This window comes from Stenotrophomonas sp. 86428_Sma (genome assembly GCF_056481585.1).
The window spans coordinates 3,970,669-3,993,346 of sequence record NZ_CM151156.1 but is presented as its reverse complement, the minus strand read 5'-3'; the positions used below and the strand labels follow the sequence as shown (position 1 = coordinate 3,993,346).

General features: G+C 67.7%; 17 protein-coding genes and 1 pseudogene. 13 read left to right on the top strand and 5 right to left on the bottom strand.

Annotated elements, in window-relative coordinates:
* Window positions 1-5 precede the first annotated feature (5 nt).
* From ACZK3J_RS18380 to tkt, 7 genes are all read left to right on the top strand, one after another.
* Complete coding sequence (locus ACZK3J_RS18380; RefSeq protein WP_049461750.1) at window positions 6-935, top strand: DUF58 domain-containing protein; 930 nt, start codon at window positions 6-8, stop codon at window positions 933-935.
* Window positions 932-1,381, top strand: coding sequence for a DUF4381 family protein (locus ACZK3J_RS18375; RefSeq protein ID WP_049461751.1), 450 nt, complete (start codon window positions 932-934; stop codon window positions 1,379-1,381). Before ACZK3J_RS18380 ends, ACZK3J_RS18375 begins: the two co-directional genes overlap by 4 nt.
* Window positions 1,378-2,382 carry a vWA domain-containing protein gene (locus tag ACZK3J_RS18370; protein ID WP_049400749.1) on the top strand — a complete coding sequence of 335 codons (1,005 nt, stop codon included), beginning with the start codon at window positions 1,378-1,380 and terminating at the stop codon, window positions 2,380-2,382. The genes ACZK3J_RS18375 and ACZK3J_RS18370 overlap by 4 nt, the downstream gene beginning before the upstream one ends.
* A complete protein-coding gene (locus ACZK3J_RS18365) occupies window positions 2,379-4,235 on the top strand; it encodes a tetratricopeptide repeat protein (protein ID WP_478476146.1) in 1,857 nt (618 codons plus the stop codon). Before ACZK3J_RS18370 ends, ACZK3J_RS18365 begins: the two co-directional genes overlap by 4 nt.
* On the top strand, window positions 4,232-5,947 hold the full coding sequence (locus tag ACZK3J_RS18360; protein ID WP_149908737.1) for a BatD family protein: 1,716 nt from the start codon (window positions 4,232-4,234) through the stop codon (window positions 5,945-5,947). The genes ACZK3J_RS18365 and ACZK3J_RS18360 overlap by 4 nt, the downstream gene beginning before the upstream one ends.
* A 57-nt stretch (window positions 5,948-6,004) precedes the next feature.
* Window positions 6,005-7,324, top strand: coding sequence for a dicarboxylate/amino acid:cation symporter (locus tag ACZK3J_RS18355; protein ID WP_032127858.1), 1,320 nt, complete (start codon window positions 6,005-6,007; stop codon window positions 7,322-7,324).
* A 474-nt stretch (window positions 7,325-7,798) separates the two neighbouring features.
* Window positions 7,799-9,796 (top strand): transketolase, encoded by a 1,998-nt coding sequence (gene tkt, locus ACZK3J_RS18350; RefSeq protein ID WP_478476145.1) that lies wholly within the window; start codon window positions 7,799-7,801, stop codon window positions 9,794-9,796.
* Window positions 9,797-9,922: 126 nt separating this feature from the next.
* Here tkt and ACZK3J_RS18345 read toward each other — a convergent pair whose 3' ends face one another.
* Together ACZK3J_RS18345 and ACZK3J_RS18340 are read right to left on the bottom strand one after the other, a co-directional pair.
* Window positions 9,923-11,875: an acetyl-CoA hydrolase/transferase C-terminal domain-containing protein gene (locus ACZK3J_RS18345; protein WP_277778958.1), complete on the bottom strand. Its 1,953-nt coding sequence runs from the start codon at window positions 11,873-11,875 to the stop codon at window positions 9,923-9,925.
* Window positions 11,876-11,909: 34 nt separating this feature from the next.
* Window positions 11,910-12,467: a flavin reductase family protein gene (locus ACZK3J_RS18340; RefSeq protein ID WP_277778957.1), complete on the bottom strand. Its 558-nt coding sequence runs from the start codon at window positions 12,465-12,467 to the stop codon at window positions 11,910-11,912.
* Window positions 12,468-12,585: 118 nt separating this feature from the next.
* Here ACZK3J_RS18340 and ACZK3J_RS18335 point away from each other — a divergent pair, with 118 nt between their 5' ends.
* Genes ACZK3J_RS18335 through ACZK3J_RS18325 form a run of 3 tightly spaced genes read left to right on the top strand, consistent with a single transcriptional unit; the run spans window position 12,586 to window position 14,706 of the window.
* Window positions 12,586-12,951 carry a BlaI/MecI/CopY family transcriptional regulator gene (locus ACZK3J_RS18335; protein WP_010484077.1) on the top strand — a complete coding sequence of 122 codons (366 nt, stop codon included), beginning with the start codon at window positions 12,586-12,588 and terminating at the stop codon, window positions 12,949-12,951.
* The gene (locus ACZK3J_RS18330) at window positions 12,944-14,146 is read left to right on the top strand and encodes a M56 family metallopeptidase (protein ID WP_277778956.1); all 1,203 of its coding nucleotides are present in this window, start codon (window positions 12,944-12,946) and stop codon (window positions 14,144-14,146) included. Before ACZK3J_RS18335 ends, ACZK3J_RS18330 begins: the two co-directional genes overlap by 8 nt.
* On the top strand, window positions 14,143-14,706 hold the full coding sequence (locus ACZK3J_RS18325; RefSeq protein ID WP_032127863.1) for a hypothetical protein: 564 nt from the start codon (window positions 14,143-14,145) through the stop codon (window positions 14,704-14,706). Before ACZK3J_RS18330 ends, ACZK3J_RS18325 begins: the two co-directional genes overlap by 4 nt.
* 57 nt (window positions 14,707-14,763) lie before the next feature.
* Here ACZK3J_RS18325 and ACZK3J_RS18320 read toward each other — a convergent pair whose 3' ends face one another.
* From ACZK3J_RS18320 to ACZK3J_RS18310, 3 genes are all read right to left on the bottom strand, one after another.
* On the bottom strand, window positions 14,764-15,564 hold the full coding sequence (locus tag ACZK3J_RS18320; protein WP_049461818.1) for an MBL fold metallo-hydrolase: 801 nt from the start codon (window positions 15,562-15,564) through the stop codon (window positions 14,764-14,766).
* Window positions 15,565-15,575: 11 nt separating this feature from the next.
* Window positions 15,576-16,394: a S1/P1 nuclease gene (locus tag ACZK3J_RS18315; RefSeq protein WP_049461819.1), complete on the bottom strand. Its 819-nt coding sequence runs from the start codon at window positions 16,392-16,394 to the stop codon at window positions 15,576-15,578.
* Between the two features lie 219 nt (window positions 16,395-16,613).
* Window positions 16,614-17,243 (bottom strand): OmpW/AlkL family protein, encoded by a 630-nt coding sequence (locus ACZK3J_RS18310; protein ID WP_279943146.1) that lies wholly within the window; start codon window positions 17,241-17,243, stop codon window positions 16,614-16,616.
* A 193-nt stretch (window positions 17,244-17,436) separates the two neighbouring features.
* On the opposite strand from ACZK3J_RS18310, the gene gap reads away from it, so the two are divergent.
* From gap to ACZK3J_RS18295, 3 genes and pseudogenes are all read left to right on the top strand, one after another.
* The gene (gene gap, locus ACZK3J_RS18305) at window positions 17,437-18,441 is read left to right on the top strand and encodes a type I glyceraldehyde-3-phosphate dehydrogenase (RefSeq protein ID WP_032127866.1); all 1,005 of its coding nucleotides are present in this window, start codon (window positions 17,437-17,439) and stop codon (window positions 18,439-18,441) included.
* A 125-nt stretch (window positions 18,442-18,566) separates the two neighbouring features.
* Window positions 18,567-21,238, top strand: a pseudogene (locus tag ACZK3J_RS18300) (DUF2339 domain-containing protein).
* Complete coding sequence (locus tag ACZK3J_RS18295; RefSeq protein WP_478476144.1) at window positions 21,235-22,611, top strand: DUF3999 domain-containing protein; 1,377 nt, start codon at window positions 21,235-21,237, stop codon at window positions 22,609-22,611. Before ACZK3J_RS18300 ends, ACZK3J_RS18295 begins: the two are co-directional and overlap by 4 nt.
* The last annotated feature ends 67 nt before the right edge of the window (window positions 22,612-22,678 follow it).

Sequence of the window (22,678 nt, the reverse complement as noted above, 5' to 3'; positions counted from 1 at the left end):
TGCGCATGACCGATCCATCCCTGCACCACGCCTCCTCCGTCAGTGACGGTGACGGGCTGCGCCCGCAACTGTCCGAACTGGTGGCGCTGCGCCGCCTTGCACAGCGACCGCCGCCGCCACGCCGTGGCCGCGCCGGCAACGCCGGGCAGGCGCCGTCGCCGCTGCGTGGGCGCGGCATGGAATATGCCGAGTCGCGCGAGTACGTGGCCGGTGACGATGCACGCCATATCGACTGGCGGGTGACCGCACGGACCGGTCGTGCCCATACCAAGTTGTTTCAGGCCGAGCGCGAGCGGGTCAGCCTGATCGTGGCCGATACCTCGCCGGCCCTGTACTTCGGCACCCGCGTGCGCTTCAAATCGGTGCAGGCTGCACGCGCGGGCGCCGTCGCCGCGTGGTCGGCACAGCGTCGTGGCGATCGCATCGGCGCCCTGCGTGGCAGCGACCGTGAACCACCGATTGCACCGGCAGGCGGCCCGCGCGGCGTATTGCGCGTGCTGGACGCGCTCACCCGCTGGTATGCGCAGCCCCCGGCCGATGACCTTGGCCTGGAACGTGCGCTGGACCATGCCGGTCGCGTCCTGCGCCCGGGTGCACGTGTGCTGGTGCTGGCCGATCCGCAGCAGGCCATCCGTATTCCGCCGGCGCGCTGGAGTGCGCTGGCCCAGCACCACGACCTCAGCCTGGTGCTGCTGGTGGATCCATTGGAACTGCAGCCTCCGTCGGCCGCGCTGCAGTTCCAGACCCTGCAGCAGCGCATCGGCCTCGACCTGCGCCGCAGCGAGGTCCAGGCCCATTGGCAGGCGCATTTCGTTGAACCGCTGCAGGAGCTGCGGCGCCAGCTGGGAGCGCGCCGCGTCGATGTGCAGGTGCTGTCCACCGACGCGCCCAGTGATGCCTGGCTGGCGCCCTCACCGACCGAGGTGCCGGCATGAGCGCGAACCTGCCGCTGCGCGATGTGCAGGTGCCACCCGCTCCATCATGGTGGCCGCCGGCACCGGGCTATCTGATGATCGGCGGCGTGATGCTGCTGTTGCTGGCGGTGGCTGCATTCTTCTGGTGGCAGCGTCGCCGTCGCCGCCAACGCTGGTTGCAGCTGTTCGATCAGGAGCTGGCATCCACCGCCGATGCTGCTGCGGAACTGGCAGCGATCGCCGGACTGCTGCGTCGCGCCGCACGCCAGGCGCAGCCCGGCAGTGAATCCCTGCGCGATGACGCCTGGTGGCAGCGCGTGGATCCGCAGGGCACATTGCCGGAAGCACGCCGAAGCCTGTTGGCCGAAGGTGCTTATCGCCCACGCGTGGACGTCAACGAGGTGGCCGCAGTACGCCGCTGGGCGCGCGAGCGCTATCTGGCCATGCTGCTGGAGCGGCGCCGATGAATCTGCTGGCAAGTTACTGGCCATGGCCGGACCTGCAGCTGGCGTGGCCGTTGGCCCTGCTGGCGCTGCCGTTGCCGTTGCTGATGCGCTGGTGGAAGCGTCGTGCCGATCCCGGCGCTGCGCTGCGGGTGCCCTATGCGGCGACGGAACTGGAAGCGCTGTCCGGTGGTGGCCGCGTTGACGTGTCGTGGCTGCGCACGCTGCTGTTGTGGCTGGGTTGGTGCGCGCTGTGCGTCGCACTGGCTCGCCCGCAACAGCTGGGTGAAGCGATCACGCCGCCGCAGGAGGGCCGGCAGATGATGCTGGCGATGGACGTGTCCGGCAGCATGGGCGAGGGCGACATGGTGCTGGGCGGGCAGGCGGTGGATCGCCTGACCGCGGCCAAGGCCGTGTTGGCCGATTTCCTTGATCGTCGTGCCGGTGATCGCATCGGCCTGCTGATCTTCGGCGACCGCGCCTACACGCTGACGCCGCTTACGGCCGATCTGGCCAGCGTGCGCGACCAGCTGCGCGACAGCGTGGTCGGCCTGGCTGGGCGCGAGACCGCCATCGGTGATGCCATCGGCCTGGCGGTGAAGCGCCTGCGCAGCCAGCCTGAAGGCCAGCGCGTACTGATTCTGCTGACCGACGGCGTCAGCAATGCCGGCGTGCTGGAACCGCTGCGTGCCGCCGAAGTCGCGCGTGCCGAGGGCGTGCGTATCCACACCGTCGCCTTTGGCGGTGATGGCAGCATGCGCCTGTTCGGTATTCCCATTTCCGCCGACCAGGATCCGGTCGACGAGGCTACCTTGAAGAAGATCGCGAGCATGACCGGCGGCCAGTTCTTCCGCGCCCGCGACACTGCACAGCTGGCCGGCATCTACGCCGAACTGGACCGGCTCGAGCCGATCGCTGCGAAGGGACCAAGCCTGCGACCGCGCGAGGAACGCTATGCATGGGCGCTGGGCCTGGCCTTGCTGCTGGGCGCTTTGGCCTGGCTGTGGCCGGAGCGTCGCCGATGATCGCGCTTGCTTCGAATCTTCCCGACTGGAACGCGCTGCACTTCCTGCGTCCGGAATGGCTGTGGGCGTTGCTGGCGCTGCCGTTGATCATCGCTGTGGCGTTGTATCGGCAGCGGCGCAGCGACGTGTGGCGAACAGCGGTGGATGCCCACCTGTTGCCGCATCTGCTGGCTGCGGGCACGCGCCGCCGTGCACGCCTGCCCTGGGCCGTGCTGCTGGGCTGGACCCTGGCAGCGCTGGCCATGGCCGGGCCGAGTTGGCGGCAGCAGGCACAACCGATGTTCCAGGCCAGCGCACCGCTGCTGGTCGTGCTGGATCTGTCCAGCCGGATCAATGCCACCGATCTGCCGCCGTCGCGCCTGCTGCAGGCTCGGGCGAAAGTGGGCGAGCTGCTGCGTGCCCGCCAGGGTGGCCAGGTGGGCCTGGTGGTCTATGCCGAGGATGCCTACACCGTGGCACCGCTGACCGATGACGGCAGCAACGTCGCGCTGTATCTGGACGCGCTGTCGCCGGATGTGATGCCGCGCGACGGACAACGCGCCGACCGTGGCATCGACTGGGCGACGCGGTTGATGCGCCAGATCGGGGCATTGCGGGGGCAGATCCTGCTGGTCAGCGATCAGGCGGATGATGAAGCGGCACTGGCCGCAGCGCAGGCGCGCAGCCTCGGCATGCAGGTGTCGGTACTGGGGCTGGGCACATCTGCCGGTGCGGCGTACCGGGATGGCACTGGGCAGATCCGCCAGGCCGCGCTGGATGAAGGCAGCCTGCGTGCGGTGGCGACCGCAGGCGGAGGCCGCTATGCCCGCATCGCCACCGATGACAGTGATCTGCGTGCGCTGGGCGTACTTGATGCACGCGAAGGTACTGCGGCGCAGCGGCCCGGCGAGGGCAAGCAATGGCGTGATGAAGGGTTCTGGCTGCTGCCACCGGTGATGCTGCTGGCGCTGCTCGCTTTCCGTCGCCGCGCGCTGCTGGCGGCGGTGCTGGCGGTGGGCCTGCTGCCATGGATGAGTGATGTGCAGGCGCAGGCGCAGGCGCAGGCGCAGGCGCCTGCGGTGCCGGCCGCACCGCCGGCGCAGGGCACGCTGTGGAAGCGCGCCGACCAGGTGCAGCACCAGCGTCTGGCCGAAGGTGCGCAGGCTTACCGCAACGGTGATTTCGCCAGTGCCCGCAAGCAGTTCGAGGGCATCGACAGCGATGCGGGCTGGTACAACCTGGCCAATACGCTGGCCCGCCAGGGCAACTACGACGAAGCCATTGCCGCCTACGACCGCGCGCTGGCACTGCATCCCGGCATGGCCGATGCGGTCGCCAACCGTGCCGTGGTCGATGCCGCGCGCAAGCGCAAGCCGTCGGGTGGCAAAGGCCAGGATCAGCAGAAGCCACCGCAGAACGGGCAGCAGAAGCAGCAGAACGATTCACAGGGCCAGCAGAATCCGCAGGGCCAGCAGCCGCAGCAGGGCCAGCAGAATCCTGGTCAGGGACAGTCGCAGTCGGGTCAGCAGGGCCAGCCCAATCCCGGTGACGACAAGAACCAGTCGAGCCCGCAGCCCGGCGAGCGTGGCCGCGATGGACAGCAGGCGCCACCACAGGTGGAGGATGCCAAAGCGCAGGCCCAGGCTGATGAGCAGCAGCGCCAGCGCATGCAGCAGGCCATGCAGCAGGCACGTGAGGGCAAAGGCGATCAGGATGGCAAGCCCGTGCCAGGCAGCGACGGCACCACCCCACGCCAACGCGAGGAGCAGCAGGCGGTGGAGGCGTGGATGCGGCGCGTGCCGGATGATCCGGGCGCATTGCTGCGGGCCAAGTTCCAGCTGGAAAACGAACGCAGGAAGAGGGAAGGGCGATGACGCGGGCGATCAACATGCACGGGCACTGGCCCCGACAGGTACTGGCGGCACTGCTGCTGTGGCTGCCGCTGCTGGCCTGGGCGCAGCCGCGTGCGTGGCTGGACCGCGACCGCATCGCGATGGGCGACACGGTCACGCTCAATGTCGAGAGCGACCAGGGCGCCCCTGACTTCACACCGTTGCGCACCGACTTCGACCTCAGCGGGCAGACCAGCAGCCGCCAGGTAGCGTGGAGCAACGGCAGCATGCAGCAGCGCAATCTGTATGGCGTGGCACTCACGCCACGGCGTAGCGGTGCACTGGTGGTGCCGGGCCTGCAGGTGGGCAGCGTACGTACCGCACCGTTGACCCTGCAGGTGGATGCCGCTGCCGTGGCCGGTCCCGACAGCAATGCGGTGGCGTTCATCGAAACCGCTGTCGATGACGAGACACCGTATGTGCAGCAGAGCGTAGGCGTGGTGGTGCGGTTGTATTTCGCTTCGCAGCTGGCCTCCGGCGAACTGGTGCTGGATACACCGGCCGGCGCGTCGTTGCAGCGGGTGGGCGATGACCGCACCGATGTGCGACAGGTCAACGGCCGCCGCTACAACGTGGTCGAGCGGCGCTTCCTGCTGATCCCCGAGCGCAGCGGTGCACTTCGGCTGGCCGGTGCGCGCTTCAGCGGGCGCAGTGCCGGTGGCTTCTTCGACGATTTCTTCGGCGGCGGCGACGGGCGCATGAATGCCACTGGCGCGGACCGCACGTTGCAGGTGCAGGCGCAACCGGCACAGGCGCCGCAGCCATGGCTGCCGCTGCAGGGCCTGCAGCTGCGCTACACCAGTGCACCGACCAGCGCCCGTACCGGCGAGGCGGCCAACGTGGTGGTGGAGGCGATTGCCGAAGGCGCTACCCGCGCGCAGTTCACCGATCTGCCGGTGCCCGACGTCGGCAACGCCGCGCAGGTGTTCGCAGAACCTGCGCAGTACGAAGAGACCTTCAATGGCAGTACGCCGCGGCTGAAGATCACCCGCCGCTATTCCATCGTGCCGCGCCAGCCGGGTTCGCTGGTGGTGCCGGGGCCGCGCCTGCCGTGGTGGGACGTGCGCAATGGCAAGGCACAGGAAGCGAAGCTGCCGGACCTGACGCTGGCCGTGGTGGCCGGTAACGGGGCTGGCAGTGCGCCACCTGCACCGCTGCCGCCGATCGACACCGATGCGGCGCTGCCGGATGGCGATGGCCAGGACAGCCGTATCGCGGCGACCGATCCGCGCGCCAGTGGTTTGTCCGAGCGTCCGTGGCCGTGGATGGGCGCCGCCATCGGCCTGGCGTTGCTGTGGCTGCTGACGCTGTTGTGGGGCTGGCAGCGAGGCCGTCGCCCGCGCGTGGCGGCGCCCGTGGCGGCCAAGGGCGCTGTGCCGGCTGTGGCGACTGGACGTGCAGGCGTGGCCGAACTGCGCCGCGCGCTGGATGGTGAAGGGTTTGATCAGGTGGAAGCGCAGCTGTGTGCGATGGCCGGTGTCGAACGTATCGAGCAGGTCATCACGCGGCTCGATGACCCGGCCCAGCGGCAGGTGCTGCAGGAACTGCAGCAGGCCCGATGGGGCGGGCAGGGTGATCTTGCGCCGCTGCGCACGCGCCTGCGCGAGGTCTTCCGTGACGGACCGCACTGGTCGGCGGCTGCAGGCACCGCTGACACTGGCCTGGCGCCGCTGTATCCGCCGCGGCGAACCTGAACCGGCGCCGCTTGCGCGCTTTGTTAGAGTGCATTCATTTTTCGAGGAAACCCGCGCATGACAGCAGCTGCTGCCGACAAGAAGAAGTTGCCCCTGCATTGGAAGATGGGCATCGGCTTTGCGATCGGCCTGATCCTGGGACTGATCGTGCACGCCCTGGGCGGCAGCGTCGATGGTCTGCAGGCCGGTGCCAAGTGGGTAATGGACTACATCACCACCCCGGCTTCGGGCCTGTTCCTCAACCTGATCTTCATGTTGATCGTGCCGCTGATCTTCTCGGCGCTGATCATGGGTGTGTCGGAGATGGGCGACATCCGCGCCCTCGGCCGCATCGGCTGGAAGACCCTGGCCTATACCGTGCTGCTGTCCGGCATTGCCGTGGGCATCGGGCTGGTGCTGGTGAACCTGCTCAAGCCGGGTGTGGGCGTCGACCCGCAGGTCGCTGCGATGATGCTGTCGGAGAACGCCGAGCGCAGCAAGGAGATTGTCGCGGGCATCCACGGTACGCCGAAGGGCATGGACATGCTGCTGTCGATCGTGCCGAGCAACGTGCTGCAGGCCGCGTCTGACAACGGCGCGATCCTGTCGCTGATGTTCTTCGCGCTGATGTTCGGCATCGGCATGGTGCTGACCGACAACGAGAAGGTCGCGCCGCTGCGCCGCGCCATCGAAGGCGTGTTCGAAATTTCGATGACCCTGATCAACCTGGTCATCCGCCTGGCCCCGTATGCGGTGGCCTGCTTCATGTTCAACCTGGCCGCGCTGTTCGGCTTCGAGCTGATCATCCGCCTCGGTGCCTACGTGGGCGTGGTGGTGCTGGCACTCGGCCTGCACATGGTGGTGAGCTACGGTACGGCCGTATGGCTGTCCGGTCGTTCGCCGCTGTCGTTCTTCCGCGATACCCAGGAAGCGACGGTGATGGCGTTCTCCACCGCCTCCAGCAACGCCACCCTGCCGACCGCGCTGCGCGTGGCCGACCAGATGGGCCTGCCGCAGCGCGTGTCGCGCTTCGTGCTGACCGTGGGCGCCACCGCCAACCAGAACGGCACCGCGCTGTTCGAGGGCGTGACGGTGATCTTCCTGGCCCAGTTCTTCGGCGTGGACCTGAGCATCGGCCAGCAGATCATGGTGATGGCGGTCTGCATCCTCGGTGGCATCGGCACGGCCGGCGTGCCGTCAGGCTCGCTGCCGGTGGTGGCGATGATCTGCGCGATGGTGGGCGTGAACCCGTTGGGCATCGGCCTGATCCTGGGCGTGAACCACTTCCTGGACATGTGCCGTACCGCGCTGAACGTGACCGGCGACCTGGCCCTGACCACCCTGGTGGCCAAGGGCGAATCGCACGATGGCCCGGCGCTGGGCCCGCAGCAGGACTGAGTCCGGATTCCCGTCCCCGGACTCCGGGGACGGGTAGTGCCGGCCGCTGGCCGGGTACGCGTCATCGCATGCGCGCTGCCGCTCCCACGTTTCGCGATGCGAATCGCGGGCCCCCTTACCGGCCTCCACACCCCGGCGCCTATGGCGCAGCCCCCGAACTCCGGGGGCGGGTAGTGCCGGCCGCTGGCCGGGTACGCGTCATCGCATGCGCGCTGCCGCTCCCACGTTTCGCGATGCGAATCGCGGGCCCCCCTTACCGGCCTCCACACCCCGGCGCCTATGGCGCAGCCCCCGAACTCCGGGGGCGGGTAGTGCCGGCCACTGGCCGGCAACTCCATGATCTTCATTGAATTCCGCGCAACTGCCGGCCAGCGGCCGGCACGACCGGGCAAGGTGAACCGACCCCCCGCCCGGCGACTATGGGACAATAGGCCGCCCGCACGTCCGCGGCCGCCTCCCGATTCCGACAGAACCATGACGCAGCCTACCCGTCGCCAGTTGGCCAACGCCATCCGCTTCCTTGCCGCCGATGCGGTTGAAACCGCAAAGTCCGGCCACCCCGGCATGCCCATGGGCATGGCCGACATCGCCGAAGTCCTCTGGAACGACTATCTCCGCCATAACCCGAGCAACCCGCACTGGTTCAACCGCGACCGTTTCGTGCTGTCCAACGGCCACGGTTCGATGCTGCAGTACGCGCTGCTGCACCTGAGCGGTTACGACCTGCCGATCGAGCAGCTGAAGCTGTTCCGCCAGCTGGGCAGCCACACCGCCGGCCACCCGGAACGCCACGAGACCCCGGGCGTGGAAACCACCACCGGCCCGCTGGGCCAGGGTTTCGCCAATGCCGTGGGCTTCGCCCTGGCCGAGAAGCTGCTGGCACAGCGCTTCAACCGCCCGGAACTGGAAGTGGTCGACCACCGCACCTGGGTGTTCATGGGCGATGGCTGCCTGATGGAAGGCGTGTCGCATGAAGCCGCTTCGCTGGCCGGTACCTGGGGCCTGCACAAGCTGGTCTGCTTCTGGGACAACAACCACATCTCCATCGACGGCAACGTCGAGGGCTGGTTCACCGACAATACCCCGGAGCGTTTCGAGGCCTATGGCTGGAACGTCGTGCGCGATGTCGATGGCCACGACCCGGAAAGCATCAAGGCCGGCATCGAGGCCGCGCTGTCGCAGAGCGACAAGCCGACCCTGATCTGCTGCCGCACCACCATTGGTTTCGGTTCGCCGAACAAGGCGGGCAAGGAATCCAGCCACGGCGCACCGCTGGGCAAGGACGAACTGGAAGCCACCCGCAAGCAGCTGGGCTGGGAATACGGTCCGTTCGAGATCCCGCAGGCGATCTACGACGGCTGGCGCGCCAATGGCGCTGGCACCCTGCGCCAGGCCGAGTGGGAACAGCTGTTCGACAAGTACGCCAGCCAGTACCCGGCTGAAGCGTCCGAGCTGACCCGCCGTTCGCATGGCGAGCTGCCGGCCGACTTCGTTGCCAAGGCCGATGCCTACATCGCCCAGGTGGCCGCTGAAGGCCCGACGATCGCCTCGCGCAAGGCCTCGCAGCTGGCCATCGAAGCCTACGCCCCGCTGCTGCCGGAAATCGTCGGCGGCTCGGCCGACCTGGCGCACTCCAACCTGACCCTGTGGAAGGGCAGCAAGTCGGTTGCCAGCGACGACGCCAACGCCAACTACGTGTACTACGGCGTGCGCGAGTTCGGCATGACCGCCATTGCCAACGGCCTGGCCCTGCACGGCGGCTTCATTCCGTTCGACGCCACCTTCCTGGTGTTCAGCGACTACGCCCGCAACGGCGTGCGCATGAGCGCGCTGATTCCGGCCCACGCCATCCACGTCTACACCCACGACTCGATCGGCCTGGGCGAAGACGGCCCGACCCACCAGCCGGTGGAGCACCTGGCCTCGCTGCGTTACATCCCGAACAACGACGTGTGGCGTCCGTGCGATGCGGTCGAGTCGGCGGTGAGCTGGAAGGCTGCGATCACCCGTCAGGACGGCCCGAGCTGCCTGGTGTTCAGCCGCCAGAACCTGCCGCACCAGCCGCGCAACGCCGAGCAGATCGCCCAGATCGAGCGCGGTGGCTACGTGTTGGCCGATGCCGCCGGCACCCCGGACGTGATCCTGATCGCCACCGGTTCGGAAGTCTCGCTGGCCACCGAAGCCAAGGCCCAGCTGGACGCGGCCGGTATCAAGACCCGCGTGGTCTCGATGCCGTCCACCGACGTGTTCCTGCGCCAGGATGCGGTCTACCGTGAATCGGTGCTGCCGAATGCCGTGCGCAAGCGCGTGGCCGTGGAAGCCGGCGTCACCGGTTTCTGGCGCCAGTTCGTCGGCCTGGACGGTGCGGTGATCGGTATCGACACCTTCGGTGCCTCGGCCCCGGCCGACCAGCTGTACAAGCACTTCGGTATCACCACCGCCCACGTGGTGGAAGCCGCCAAGGCGCTGTAAGCAGCCTCGGGAAGCAGGAAGGGAAAGGCCGGCGCACGCCGGCCTTTTCTTTGCCGCAAGAAAAAGGGGACGGAGGGGATTAAGTCGTTTGTGCACAAACGACTTAATCCCCTCCGTCCCCTTTTTTCAGGCGGTGCGTGCCAGTGCGAGGCGCAGCAGTCTCGCGTCCAGGCGCTCGCCGAAATCCTTCGGTGCCTGCAGGCCCATACGCTGCAGGTACACCGCATCGCCGTCGCCAGCCGGTTGCCGCAGCGCTGCCCAGACGGTACGCAGTTTGTCGCCGCGGGTCTGCGTGTTGGCCTTCAGCCAGCCCAGCGCTTTCACCAGCACCTGCTCGATCTCGTTGAAGTCGCTGCCCAACGGATAGTCGGGCAGGCTGCCATCGACGCGGAACGGTGCCAGTGCCGCGGACAGTGCCTGCGGCGTGTTGCGCTGCTGGCGCTCCGGATCCGGTTGCGTGGCCGCCAGCAGCTTGCGCGAGGCGTGTGCCTGCTGCAGCAGGCCGCCCTGGAACGGGGTCTCGGTGATCGCGGTCATTGCATGCACGCAGTCCTCGTCGGTCAAGCCGCGCAGATCGGCGATGCCGTATTCGTTGAGGTAGATGTCGCGCAGGTGGCGTGGGATGGTGGTGTGCCCGTAGTTCCAGCGCACGTTGGATTCGCGCTGGCCCTTGTCATCGCGCGCGGCGCGGAACATCAGCACGCTGCGCGCTTCCGGCAGCGCATGTGCCATCGCCACGAAGTTGTACTGACCACCCACGCCGGACACCACACGTCCATCATCCAGCGCATCCGACACCGCCGCGCCCAGCGCGGTGGCCATCATGCAGGAGTTGAAGAAGCGCGCGTGCCGGCGCTGCAGGCGTTCCAGTGTCTCGTTGCCACCGTACAGCTGGTTGATCTCGCTGATGCGGCGCATGCCGATCGCACGGCATTCGTCTTCCGGCAGCGTGCGCAACCACTCGTAGAACTCCGGCGAGCCCAGGTAGAAGGCGCCATGCAGATACTCGCCCTCGGCAGCCAGGGTGGCGTGGTCGATGGACAGCGTGCTGCCGTTCTCGATGCGTTGCATCAGCGCCAGGTCATCGTGCACCTTGCGCTTGATCACGCCGGTCTGCACCAGCCGGCGGAAGCCCTCGTTGAGCATTTCGCTGCAGCCATACAGGCCGACCTCGAACGGATCCAGTCCGCCGATTTCCTGCACCAGCGGGTGGCTGGCCAGCTGCGGATCCAGCGCGTGCAGCACGCGGCGGTAGCGGGCGTTGTCGGTGTGGCGCAGCACCAGCGCATGGCTGAGCGCGTCGGCCAGCGTGCCGATGCCAATCTGCAGGGTGCCGCCGTCGCGCACCAGTGTGCTGGCATACAGGCCGATCGCGTAGTCGGCATCGCCGACCGGCTGCCGCGGCAGCCCGAACAACGCCGGGTACGGTGGTGGCGGGGTGATCACCAGATCGAAGAACGACACATCGACCGTGGCCGAGCCACCCAGGTAGGGTAGCTGCGGATCGATCTCGGCGATCAGCAGCGGGCGAGGCAGCCCGCGAGCGGTCATCGCATCCAGCGTGTCCTGGGTGATGTCGTTGTTGCACGACAGCGAGAGCCGGCGGTCGTTCGGCCGCATCGCCACCTTCTGCACGATCACCTGCGGCGCGCGCTGCGCCACCGCATCGGCGGCGTGGGTGTAGTTCAGGCTGGTATAGCTGGACTGCGCCTGCCGCGAGCCGAGCAGGGCGCCGGACTGCATGTAGAACTCTTCCACCTGCACATGTGCCGGCAACGCGTCGCGCGCGATCGCATCGGCATAGGCCAGGCGCGGGAAATCGTCGCCGAAATGGCGCTGCGCGAACGGCGCCATGAAGCGCGCTTCCAGGCCGTTGCCGCGCGCCTTCGGCGGGTTCAGCGACAGCGCGGTATACAGCTGCAGTGGCCGCGACGGATCGTGCTCGACGCGTGCGTAAAGGGCATTGAGCAGCCGATGCGGCTTGCCCAGTGCCAGCGGTGCCCCGATCCGCAGCGGCCCGTCCACGCGCGCAAACAACCAGTCGACGGCGGCGTCCAGGTCGGTGAGGTGTTCGGTCATGCGGGGCGGTCCTGCGTGTCGGGGAGTGCGGGCATTACAGCATGTCGGGCTTGAACCGCCGTCGACGGGAGACTTCGGCGCCAGACACCATGAACCGCCCATCGCCCCGGTAATGCATCGTGCGCGGCAGTTTCGGCCGGGGCGCAACATGGGCGCGTACGATTTCCCAGATGAACAGGTTGTTCGACGCCACCTGGCTGTCGTCGTACAAGCGGCATTCGAAGCACGAATGGCATTGGCCGACCAGCGGCGCGCCGACCTCGCGCGCGGGCAGCGCATCAAGCTCGAAACGGGCGAACTTGTCGACCTCGCGGCCGCTGCAGTTGCCGATGTCCACCACGGTATCGAGCAGTTCCACACCCGGCACATTGATCACGCACTCGCCGCTGCCACGCGCCAGCGCATGGCTGTGGTTTGCGTCCCACAGGTAGGTGGCGACCAGCGAAGGCGAGAAGCCCATCACCATGTGCCAGCCCATCGTCATCAGGTTGCGCTGGCCGCGCCAGGCGGTGCTGACCAGCACGACCGGCCCGGGTTCGAGGAAGCGGCGGGCCTGCTCGACCGGGAATTCCTTCTTGGGCAGCGCTTTCATCCGGGGCCTGGGGCGGGAGGAATCGATGCTGGCGCAGCCGGGATGAACCTGGAGTCGAGGGGCTTGACAGACGATTCGATTACGCGCGTAATCGGGTCGTCGATTACGGATGTAAACCATGACCCCGATCAGCGAAGCCGAAGCCGTTGTGATGGAGGTGCTATGGCAGCAGGCACCGCGTAGCGCCGATGACGTGGTCGCCGCACTGGCCCACCGTGACTGGGCCGAGCCGACCATCAAAACCCTGCTCAACCGCCTGCTGACCAAGGGCGCGATTGCTGCCGAGCGCGATGGCCGGCGCTACCTGTACCGGCCGCTGCTGCAGCGGCAGGCCTGGGTGGAGGCGCAGAGCCAGGACTTCATTGGTCGTGTCTTCGAAGGGCGCGTTGCGCCGTTGGTTGCGCACTTCAGCGAACGCGGCCAGTTGAGTGCGCAGGACATCGCCGAACTGAAGAAACTGATCCAGGAGCTGGACCATGACTGAGCTGCTCGATGGGCTGTGGCAGGCCAGCCTGTGGCTGGCGGTGGGCGTGGTCGTGCTGGCGGTGCTGCGACCCTTGCTGGTGCGGCTGGGGGGCGTGGCGTTGGCCTACCGCAGCTGGTGGCTGCTGCCGTTGCTGCTGCTGGCACTGATGCTGCCGTTGCAGCAGGTGGCACTTCTGGAGCATGTGCCAACGCTGCCGCTGAAAGTGGTACCCGGCGCCGTCGAAGGCATGGCAGGGCAGTCGTTGCCGTGGGCCGGGCTGTTGCTGCTGGCATGGATGCTGGGGGCGGTCCTTTGTCTGCTACGCGATCTACGTGCGCAGCGGCGCTTTGAACGTGGCATGGGCCAACTGTGTGCACGCGCCGATGGCAGCTGGCAGGCCAGCGCCGACCCGGGCCTGCCCGCGCTGGTCGGCCTGTGGCGTCCGCGCATCGTGGTAGGCCCGGATTTCGACCAGCAGTTCACCGCACAGGAGCAGGGCCTGATCCTGCAGCACGAGCGCAGCCACCGTCGCAATGGCGATCACTGGGCCAATGGGGCGCTGCTGATGGCACGCGCGGTGTTCTGGTTCCATCCGCTTCTGCCGTGGGCCTCCCGCCGATTCCTGCGTGACCAGGAGCTGGCCTGCGATGCCCGCACCATTGCCCCGCAGCCTGCGCTGCGCGGTCTCTACGCCAGCACGCTGCTGAAGGCGCAGCTGGTCCATCCGGTTGCGCCAGCGGTCTGCCATTGGCGCAGCCAACCCGTGTTGAAGGAGCGTATCGCCATGTTGAAGCAGTCCAAGCGGAAGGCATTGCCGTGGGTGTCGGGGCAGGTGCTGGTGGTCGGGTTGTGTCTGGGAATGGGAGCGGTGGCGTGGGCCAGCCAGGGCGGTGCAGCCGCAGACGGCCAGACAGTGGCCGCCATGGATCGGGAGATAGAGGTCGACAAGATGTCGCCGCCGTCCTATCCGAAGTCCGCGTTCGAACAGCGACAGGTGGGCGTGGTGAACCTGCGCGTGGAAGTGGATGCCAAGGGCCATCCGACTGACGTCCAAGTGCTCAGCGCAACCAATCCGGGTGTGTTCGATGCGGTGTCGATCGCCGCTGCGCGGAGCTGGACCTATCGTCCGGCGATAAAGAACGGAAAGCCCGTTGCAGGGGCTGTGAAGATTCCGATCACCTATGCCATGGACAACACCGAGGACTCCCAGTGAAGACCGCGCCGCTGTTGATGATGGCGGCGCTGTTGGCAGGATGCGCGACCCAGGATCGCCTGACCACCGTTGATACCCGCAGCGAGAATGTCGGCCATCAGCGCCTGCAGCCGCAGGCCGGTGGCGGCAGCGGGCAAGTGCAGACGTATTCGCTGGGCGCGAGCGAGGGCTACCGGATGCCGCAGTTGTACGCGGCGCCGGATCCGGAGGTCGGTGATCGTGACCCGCGTGCGGAGCTGGCGCCGACCACCATCTGCCTGCAGGTAGTGGTTGATGCACAGGGCAGTGTCGAACGCAGCGTGCCGCTGACCGATCGCCCTGAGTGCGCGGCAGGTGCTGCAGGCGAGAATGCGCCCCTGCTGCAGGCGGCGCAGGAAGCCGTGGCGATGTGGAAGTACTCGTCCGCAGCGGTCTGCCACTTCGCGGCTGGCAAGGTGCCTGCCGACCGTGGCGACTGTCGCGGCGCCGAGCGCGTCGAGCCGGTGGCGGTCACCCTGCAGTATGCCTTCACCTTCGAGATCGTGAAGGGACAGCACGTGGTGCGTACGCAGGGAAAATGACCGCTTGCGATGACCGGGGCAGCGCCGGGCCATGCCCGGCGAGCGCAGCGGCGTGGATCAGGCCCCGCCCTGGATGTTGGCCTTCACCGCGGGCTGCATCAGCTTGGGTTCTTCCAGCGTCGCATCGCGTGCCTGGCGCACGCTGACGAACTCCGCCTCGGCCACGCCGTCATGCACGTGGATGTTGTGTGCGCGCTGTTCGCCGATGGTGGTTTCGTTGGCGAATGCACGACCACCCGGACCGTAGTCGTGGCAGACGAACACGCGCGTCGCATCGGGCAGCGCCAGCAGGCGCTGGATTGAACGGTACAACTGCGCGGCGTCGCCACCTGGGAAATCGCAGCGGGCGGTACCGCCGTCGGGCATGAACAGCGAGTCGCCGGTGAACAGCGCATCGCCGATCAGGTAGGCGATGCTGTCGCTGGTATGGCCGGGCACGGCGATCACCTGACAGCGCAGTTCGCCCAGAGCAAAGGTTTCGCTATCGCTGAACAGGTGATCGAAGATGTCATCGGCCGCAGGAAGCTGCAGGCCGTAGCGCGGTGCGAAGGTGGCCTGCACCGCGCGGATGCCTTCGCCGATGGCCAGCGTGGCCTGCGGGAAGCGCTCCTTCAGGCGGCGCCCAGCCGACACATGGTCGGCGTGGGCATGGGTTTCCAGCAGCCAGCGCAGCTGCAGGCCCTGTTGTTCGATGGCCTGCAACGCGGCATGCAGCGGCGCTTCACTGCTGGCGTCGGTATCCGGGTCGTAGTCCAGGACCGGGTCGATCAGCGCTGCCTCGCCGCTGGCCGGGTCGCTGACCAGATAGCTGAAGGTGTTGCTGTCACGGTGGAAGAACGACTGCACCTGGACCGGCATCGGAACTCTCCTCAGCGCGTGCCGAGCACGCGGTTCAGCAACTGCGCCAGGTTCTCACCGGCCAGTCGCAGCTGCGCTTCGGCCAGCGGCCGGTAGCGCTCGGTGTATTCGTCACCGATTTTACGCGAGGCCGGATAAACGCCAGCTTGCATGGAGATGCGGCAGCTGGCTTCGGCCCACGTCTGCGGGTCGCGCTGCGGGTTGGACTGGCGCGCCAGCTTCGGCGCGCGCTGGCTCTGCAGCAGCGGGAGATAGCCGGCGTCGTCCAGCTTGCGGGTGTTGAGCATGCCGCTGTCCCACAGCGAGTGCAGGTTGGTACCGCGGTTGCCGAACTGCAGCTGGAAGTCGTTGCCGCCCTTGTCGTGGGCGTAACCGGCGTGCATCGGCTGGTGGATGTCGCCGACCAGGTGCACGACGAACTTCAGCGCCTGCAGGCGCTCGCCGTCGGTCAGGCTTCGGTCGCCGAGGATGGCGCTCTGTGCCTTCAGGGCCTCGACGATGCAGTTGCCGTTCTTGCAGTGCTTCGGTGCTTCGTAGTGGCAGTTGTCTTCGGCGATGTTGACGTAGTGCCAGCCGGCCGAGCGACGGCCCAGGCCCGGGTCTTTGGCGCGCAGCTGGTCGGCCCACGGCGCGATGCTGGCCAGGGTGGCATCCGGTTCGGTAGCCAGCAGGCGGTCCACTTCGGCGCGGGCGGTGGGGTTGAGGCGGGCGTCGGCGACTTCGGCGACAAGGCGGTGGCCTTGCGCGCCCCAGGCATGGGCGGGGGCGGAGACGGAGAGCAGGGCCGGCGCCAGGGCGGCGGCGAGGAACAGGGAGTGCAGGGCTTTCATGCGCACATTCTAGCGGGGGCAGGTGGATTGAAGAGCGGCGCGTTCCTGTTCCGAAGGGGGAGCGCAGCGGGAGGGGCTCCGTTCCCCGCCTCGCCCCCGCTCCGAAACCGCTTCAGTCCCAGGAACAAAAAAGCCCCGGCAATCACCGGGGCAACATGCTGCGAGGGTTTTGCGTGTAGCGGGGGAGCGGGGGCGAAGCCCCCGCGCTCAACACACCGCTTAGAACTTGAAGACGTACGAAGCGCCGTAGACCAGCGGATCGATGTTGACCGTGCCGATCTTCTCGCCGTTCAACTTCACCTTGCTGTCGATGTCGATCCAGCGCATGTCCACGCGCAGTGCGCCCTTCTCGCCGATCGCGAAGTCCACGCCCGCATGCGCGGCCAGGCCCCACGAATCCTGCAGCTTCAGGCGGCTGTCCTTCAGCGCACCGGTGGTGTCTTCGCTGAAGAAGGTCGTGTAGTTCACGCCCGCACCGATGAACGGCGACACCTTGCCCTTGCTGTTGAAGTGGTACTGCACGGTCACCACCGGCGGCAGCTGCTTGGTGCTGCCCACGCGGCCCAGGCCGTTGATGTTGATGTCGTGCTTGAACGGCAGCGCGGCCAGCACTTCGATGCCCAGGTTGTCGGCAATGAAGTACTCACCGGTGATGGTCGGCTTGACGTCGTTGTCGACGTCGACCTTCAGGGTGTGGTTGGCCAGCCAGCCGTTGTTCGACTTCGGGGCCACCTGGTGCACGCCGGCGGAGAGGGTCCAGTCGCCCTTGGACTGGGCCATGGCCGGGGCGGCGACGAGGGACAGGGCGGCGGCCAGGCTGGCCACGATCAGGGGGGAGGTCTTGCGCATGGGGGGGATCTCGTTGCTGGGTGGATGCGGCCAGTCTCGGCCTCACATCGCGCTAACGCTTTGATCCGGATCAAATCCTGTCCGCCGGCCTGCTGCCTGCCGGGGCTGGCCGGCGGTGGCCAGCCCCGGTTTGCTAGACTTGTGGGCCCTATCCATCCCGCCGCACCCGTCGCGGCCGCAGGAGCTTGAGAACATGGCAATCAAGGTTGGTATCAACGGTTTCGGTCGCATCGGGCGTAACGTCCTGCGCTCGGCGGTGCTGAACTTCGGCGACGACATCGAAATCGTGGCCATCAACGATCTGCTGGAGCCGGACTATCTGGCGTACATGCTCAAGTACGACTCCGTGCACGGCCGTTTCAAGGCTGACGTGGCGGTGCAGGGCAACGACCTGCTGGTCAACGGCAAGAAGATCCGCCTGACCCAGGAACGCGACCCGGCCAACCTGAAGTGGAACGAAGTGGACGTGGACGTGGTGATCGAATCCACCGGCCTGTTCCTGACCAAGGAAACCGCGCAGAAGCACATCGATGCCGGCGCCAAGAAGGTCATCATGTCGGCCCCGTCGAAGGACGACACCCCGATGTTCGTCTACGGCGTGAACGACAAGACCTACGCCGGCCAGGCGATCGTCTCCAACGCGTCGTGCACCACCAACTGCCTGGCCCCGCTGGCCAAGGTCATCAATGACAAGTGGGGCATCAAGCGTGGCCTGATGACCACCGTGCATGCGGCTACCGCTACCCAGAAGACCGTCGATGGCCCGTCCAACAAGGACTGGCGTGGTGGCCGCGGCATCCTGGAGAACATCATTCCGTCGTCCACCGGTGCGGCCAAGGCCGTCGGCGTGGTCATCCCGGAACTGAACAAGAAGCTGACCGGCATGAGCTTCCGTGTCCCGACCTCGGACGTGTCGGTGGTCGACCTGACCGTCGAGCTGGAAAAGGAAGCCACCTACGCCGAGATCTGCGCTGAAGTGAAGGCACAGAGCGAAGGCCCGCTGAAGGGCATCCTGGGCTACACCGAAGACAAGGTCGTGGCCACCGATTTCCGCGGCGAGACCTGCACCTCGGTGTTCGACGCCGAAGCCGGCATCGCCCTGGACGGCACCTTCGTCAAGCTGGTCACCTGGTACGACAACGAGTGGGGCTACTCGAACAAGTGCCTGGAAATGGCCAAGGTCGTCGCCGCCAAGTAAGGCTGGCCAAGATCGCACGCGGACCCCGGCCTGGCCGGGGTTCGTCGTTTATGGGGCCAGCCCTGTCGTAGCATGGGGCGGTCGACCGCTGCCGCTGGGGCGCGGGATTGCAATGGAAGCATGCAATGGAAGCATTGATTGCCCTGGTGGTACTGGTTCTGCTGGCCATCCCGCTGCTGCTGCTGGTAGCGCTGGTGATGATTGCCGGCCTGCGCCGTCGTGTGGCCGCGCTGGAAGGTGCCTTGGCCGCCGCGCCGGCCGCCCGCCCTGCTGCAGCCGAGCCTGCGCCGGAACGGGCTGCGCCCATGCCTGCGGCTGGCGCCGATCCGCCGTTCCTGCGGCCGGTGGCGGCTGCCGCGCCGCCTCCCCCCAGCCAACGCCGCCGGTGCACGAACCGGTGCCTGCGGCAGTGGAGGCGCCGCGCCCGGTCGCACCACCGCCGGTGCCACCCGTGCCAGTGCAGCCGCCGTTGCCTTCCGAACCGACGCTGCCGAATTTCATCGAGCGCGGCATCGGAGCGGTCAAGCGCTGGTTCACCGAGGGCAACGTGCCGGTCAAGATCGGCATGCTGGTGCTGCTGGCCGGTGTTGCCGCGCTGTTGAAGTACGTCAGTGACCAGGGCTGGCTGGTGCTGCCGATCGAGCTGCGCCTGGCCGGTGTCACCGTGGGTGCGCTGGGCCTGCTGGCGTTCGGTTGGCATCAGCGCGAGCGCCGGCGCTTGTTCGCACTGGCGCTGCAGGGCGGTGCCATCGGCGTGCTGCTGCTGACCATCTTCGCCGCGTTCAAGCGGTTCGAGCTGCTCAACCCCGGGTTTGCCTTTGCCAGTTCGATCGCGCTGGTGGCCGGGCTGTGCGTGCTGGCGGTGGTGCAGAACTCGCGCACGCTGGCGGTGCTGGGCATCCTCGCAGGCTTCATGGCACCGCTGTGGCTGTCCACTGGCAGCGGCAACCACGTGGGGTTGTTCAGCTACTACGCGGTGCTCAACGCCGGCATCTTCGCCATTGCCTGGTTCCGGCCGTGGCGCGCGCTGAACCTGCTGGGCTTCGCCTTCACCTTCGGCATCGGTACGTTCTGGGGCGTGCTGCAGTACGCGCCGGACAAGTTCAGCAGCACCGAGCCGTTCCTGCTGCTGTTCTTCGCCTTCTACCTGCTGATCCCGCTGCTGTACGCACGCCGGCAGCCCGCCGGGCGGCGTGACCTGGTCGACGGCAGCCTGGTGTTCGGTACGCCCTTGGTCGCCTTCTCGCTGCAGGCCGGCATGCTGCACGAGCAGCCGATGACGCTGGCGCTGTGCGCACTGGGCCTGGCGGCGATCTACGCCGTACTGGCGCGGGCACTGATTGCGCGCGCGTCGTACACCGTGCTGGCGCAGTCGCATGCGGTGCTGGCGGTGGGCTTCGCCACGCTGGCGGTGCCGCTGGCCTTGTCGGCGCGTGCCACCGGCGCGGTGTTCGCGCTGGAAGGTGCAGGCCTGGCCTGGCTGGGCCTGCGCCAGAAACGCTGGCTGCCGCAGGTGTCCGGTGCGTTGTTGCAGATGGGCGCGGCGTTCGCTTTCGTGGCCGGTGGCGATCACTGGCATGAGGACCTGCGCTTCCTGCTCAACCCGACCGCGATCGGTGCACTGCTGCTGGCCGTTGCCGGCTTCGCGTCGGCCTGGAGCTACCAGCGCAGGCAGCGCCACGAGATTGCCCTGGTCTACTACCTGTGGGGCCTGCTGTGGTGGTTGGGTGGCCTGGTGCACGAGATCACCCGGTTCTTCCCCTACCGCATCGAAGTGGATGCACTGCTGGTGCTGGCTGCCGTTACCGCATGGCTGGCCGCCGAAGTACAGCGGCGCCAGCCGGCGCGTGCGCTGGGGGTGACCGCACTCGCGATGCTGGCGCTGGGCTTCCCACTGGCGCTGATACAGAGCGACGCGCACCATCAGCCGTTCGCCGGCTACGGCGCGCTGGCCTGGGCGGTGTTCGCGGTGCTGGGCGTGCGCACGCTGCTGTGCCTGCGCCAAGGCGGCAATACCGTGGCACGCATCGCGCAGTTCCTGTGGTGGCTGCTGTGGCCGTCGCTGCTTTCGCTGCTGGCCCTGTGGGGCGGTGGTGAAGCCGGGCTGGCACAGGGCTGGACCACGTTGCTGGTGACGCTGCCGTGGCTGCTGATGGCGGCGCTGTCGCTGTGGCGCTGGAATGCGCTGCGCTGGCCGCTGGGTGCAGCGTTCGACCGCGTGCGCCAGCCGCTGCAGTGCGTGCTGTTCGGCCTGTTGTCGATCGGCTGGCTGTCCGGCCAGCTGCTGCCGGGCGATGCTGCGCCGCTGCTGTGGCTGCCGGTGCTGAATCCGGCGGAGATCGGGCAGTGGCTGAGCCTGCTGCTGCTGGCGCGTTGGCTGTACAGCGATCAGGCGCCGCAGGCGCTGCTGGGTATCCGCATGCCGCTGCTGTCACTGGCAACCTTCGTCGCGTTGACCAGCGTTGTGCTGCATGGCGTGCATCAGTGGGGCGGCCTGTCCTGGAACGCGTCGATGATGCGCTTCAGCCTGGCGCAGACCAGCCTGACCGTGCTGTGGAGCGTGCTCGGCGTGATTGCCTGGGTGTGGGGCTCGCGCCGTGGCCAGCGCGTGTTGTGGATGGTGGGTGCGGTGCTGATGGGCGTGGTGCTGGCCAAGCTGGTCATCGTCGATCGCCAGCACCTGGGCAACCTGCTGGGCATCGCATCGTTCATCGCCTACGGCCTGCTGTGCACGGTCGTGGGTTATCTGGCACCGGCACCGCCGAGCGCGGCGCCGACCGTGGAGGAAAAACAATGAAGACGTGGAGCAGGGCGCTGCTGCCGGCGATGTTCGGCATGCTGGCCGCCGTCACCGCACAGGCCGCCGATTACCGTACCCAGTACGCCGAGCAGTGGCCGCTGACGTTGTCCAGCGCACAATCGGGTGCCTACCGTGTCGTGCTGGAACCGGCGATCTACCGTCGCGCCGGTAGTGCGGACCTGGGCGATGTGCAGGTGTTCAATGCCGCCGGCCAATCGTTGCCGTCGGCATTGCTGGCGCCGGACCAGCCGCTGGCACAGCCGCCGGTGCAGCGTGAGCTGCCGTGGTTCGCGTTGCCGCCGCTGGCCGAAGCGCAGCGCAACGACCTGCAGTTGCTGACCGAGCGCGATACCGATGGTCGCGTGCGCCGGGTCGAGGCGCGTGTGGGTGGTGGTGCGGTAGCGAACGGGCAGGGCGGTTGGCTGATCGATGCCAGCGTGCTCGGCCAGCAACCATTGGCGGCACTGGTGCTGGATTGGGCGGACAGTGGCCAGCCGTTGCAGGCACAGGTGCAGCTGGACGTCAGCGACGACCTGCAGCACTGGCGTGCGATTGGCCGCGACATTCCGCTGGTGGATCTGCAGCGCGCCGGCAAGCGCCTGCTGCAGCGCCGTCTGCAGGTGGATGGTGAAGCGCGCTATCTGCGTGTGCTGGCGCAGGGCGATGCCCGTCTGCCAACGCTGCGCAGCGTACTGGCCGAGTTGCCGCCGGCACCGGCCACACTGCCGTGGGAGTGGCTGCCGCTGGAACCGACCTCGAAGCGCAAGGGCGAATACACCTTCGAGATGGATGGCCGCTTCCCGGCGGCGCGTGCTGACGTGGCCAGCACCGACAACAGCCTGGTGCAGTGGACATTGTTCAGCCGCGATGACGAGAGCGCGGAATGGCAGCGCCGCAGCGCACCGTGGATTGCCTACCAGCTGCAGCAGGGCGCCCAGGGCCAGCGACAGCAGTCCGCCGCCCAACCGCTGGGCGGCATCCACCGCGACCGTTACTGGAAGCTGGTGGCGAACCCGGCTGAAACCGCGACGGCGCCGACCCTGCGTCTGGGCTATCAGCCGGAAGTGTTGGTGTTCCTGAGCCAGGGCGCGGCGCCGTATGCGCTGGCGGTGGGCAGCTCGACTGCGCGCCGGATGGAGGCGCCGATCGGTGTGCTGATCGAGGAGCTGCGGCAGCGCAATGATCCGTCGTGGCAGCCGACGCTGGCGCGCCTGGAGGGCAGCCCGGAGCCGCTGGCCGGTGAGTCGGCACTGAAGCCGCAGCACGACTGGAAGTCGTGGCTGCTGTGGGCGTTGCTGGGGCTGGGTGTGTTGGTTGTTGGCGGCCTGGCGGTCAGTCTGCTTCGGCAGAAGCCGGCGCCTTCGGCGTAGGTTCCGGCGAACGGCGCAGCCCCTCGTGGGTGGCCGTAGCGTCGGTAGAGTCGAGATCCTATGTTCG

Excerpts from the sequence above, each read along its gene's own strand:
- ACZK3J_RS18330 (WP_277778956.1), top strand. The coding sequence starts at position 12,944 with ATGACTGAGCTGCTCGATGGGCTGTGGCAGGCCAGCCTGTGGCTGGCG.
- ACZK3J_RS18370 (WP_049400749.1), top strand. The coding sequence starts at position 1,378 with ATGAATCTGCTGGCAAGTTACTGGCCATGGCCGGACCTGCAGCTGGCG.
- ACZK3J_RS18380 (WP_049461750.1), top strand. The coding sequence starts at position 6 with ATGACCGATCCATCCCTGCACCACGCCTCCTCCGTCAGTGACGGTGAC.
- ACZK3J_RS18295 (WP_478476144.1), top strand. The coding sequence starts at position 21,235 with ATGAAGACGTGGAGCAGGGCGCTGCTGCCGGCGATGTTCGGCATGCTG.
- tkt (WP_478476145.1), top strand. The coding sequence starts at position 7,799 with ATGACGCAGCCTACCCGTCGCCAGTTGGCCAACGCCATCCGCTTCCTT.
- ACZK3J_RS18360 (WP_149908737.1), top strand. The coding sequence starts at position 4,232 with ATGACGCGGGCGATCAACATGCACGGGCACTGGCCCCGACAGGTACTG.
- ACZK3J_RS18345 (WP_277778958.1), bottom strand. The coding sequence starts at position 11,875 with ATGACCGAACACCTCACCGACCTGGACGCCGCCGTCGACTGGTTGTTT.
- ACZK3J_RS18375 (WP_049461751.1), top strand. The coding sequence starts at position 932 with ATGAGCGCGAACCTGCCGCTGCGCGATGTGCAGGTGCCACCCGCTCCA.
- ACZK3J_RS18340 (WP_277778957.1), bottom strand. The coding sequence starts at position 12,467 with ATGAAAGCGCTGCCCAAGAAGGAATTCCCGGTCGAGCAGGCCCGCCGC.
- ACZK3J_RS18310 (WP_279943146.1), bottom strand. The coding sequence starts at position 17,243 with ATGCGCAAGACCTCCCCCCTGATCGTGGCCAGCCTGGCCGCCGCCCTG.
- ACZK3J_RS18320 (WP_049461818.1), bottom strand. The coding sequence starts at position 15,564 with ATGCCGGTCCAGGTGCAGTCGTTCTTCCACCGTGACAGCAACACCTTC.
- ACZK3J_RS18315 (WP_049461819.1), bottom strand. The coding sequence starts at position 16,394 with ATGAAAGCCCTGCACTCCCTGTTCCTCGCCGCCGCCCTGGCGCCGGCC.
- ACZK3J_RS18365 (WP_478476146.1), top strand. The coding sequence starts at position 2,379 with ATGATCGCGCTTGCTTCGAATCTTCCCGACTGGAACGCGCTGCACTTC.
- ACZK3J_RS18355 (WP_032127858.1), top strand. The coding sequence starts at position 6,005 with ATGACAGCAGCTGCTGCCGACAAGAAGAAGTTGCCCCTGCATTGGAAG.
- gap (WP_032127866.1), top strand. The coding sequence starts at position 17,437 with ATGGCAATCAAGGTTGGTATCAACGGTTTCGGTCGCATCGGGCGTAAC.
- ACZK3J_RS18335 (WP_010484077.1), top strand. The coding sequence starts at position 12,586 with ATGACCCCGATCAGCGAAGCCGAAGCCGTTGTGATGGAGGTGCTATGG.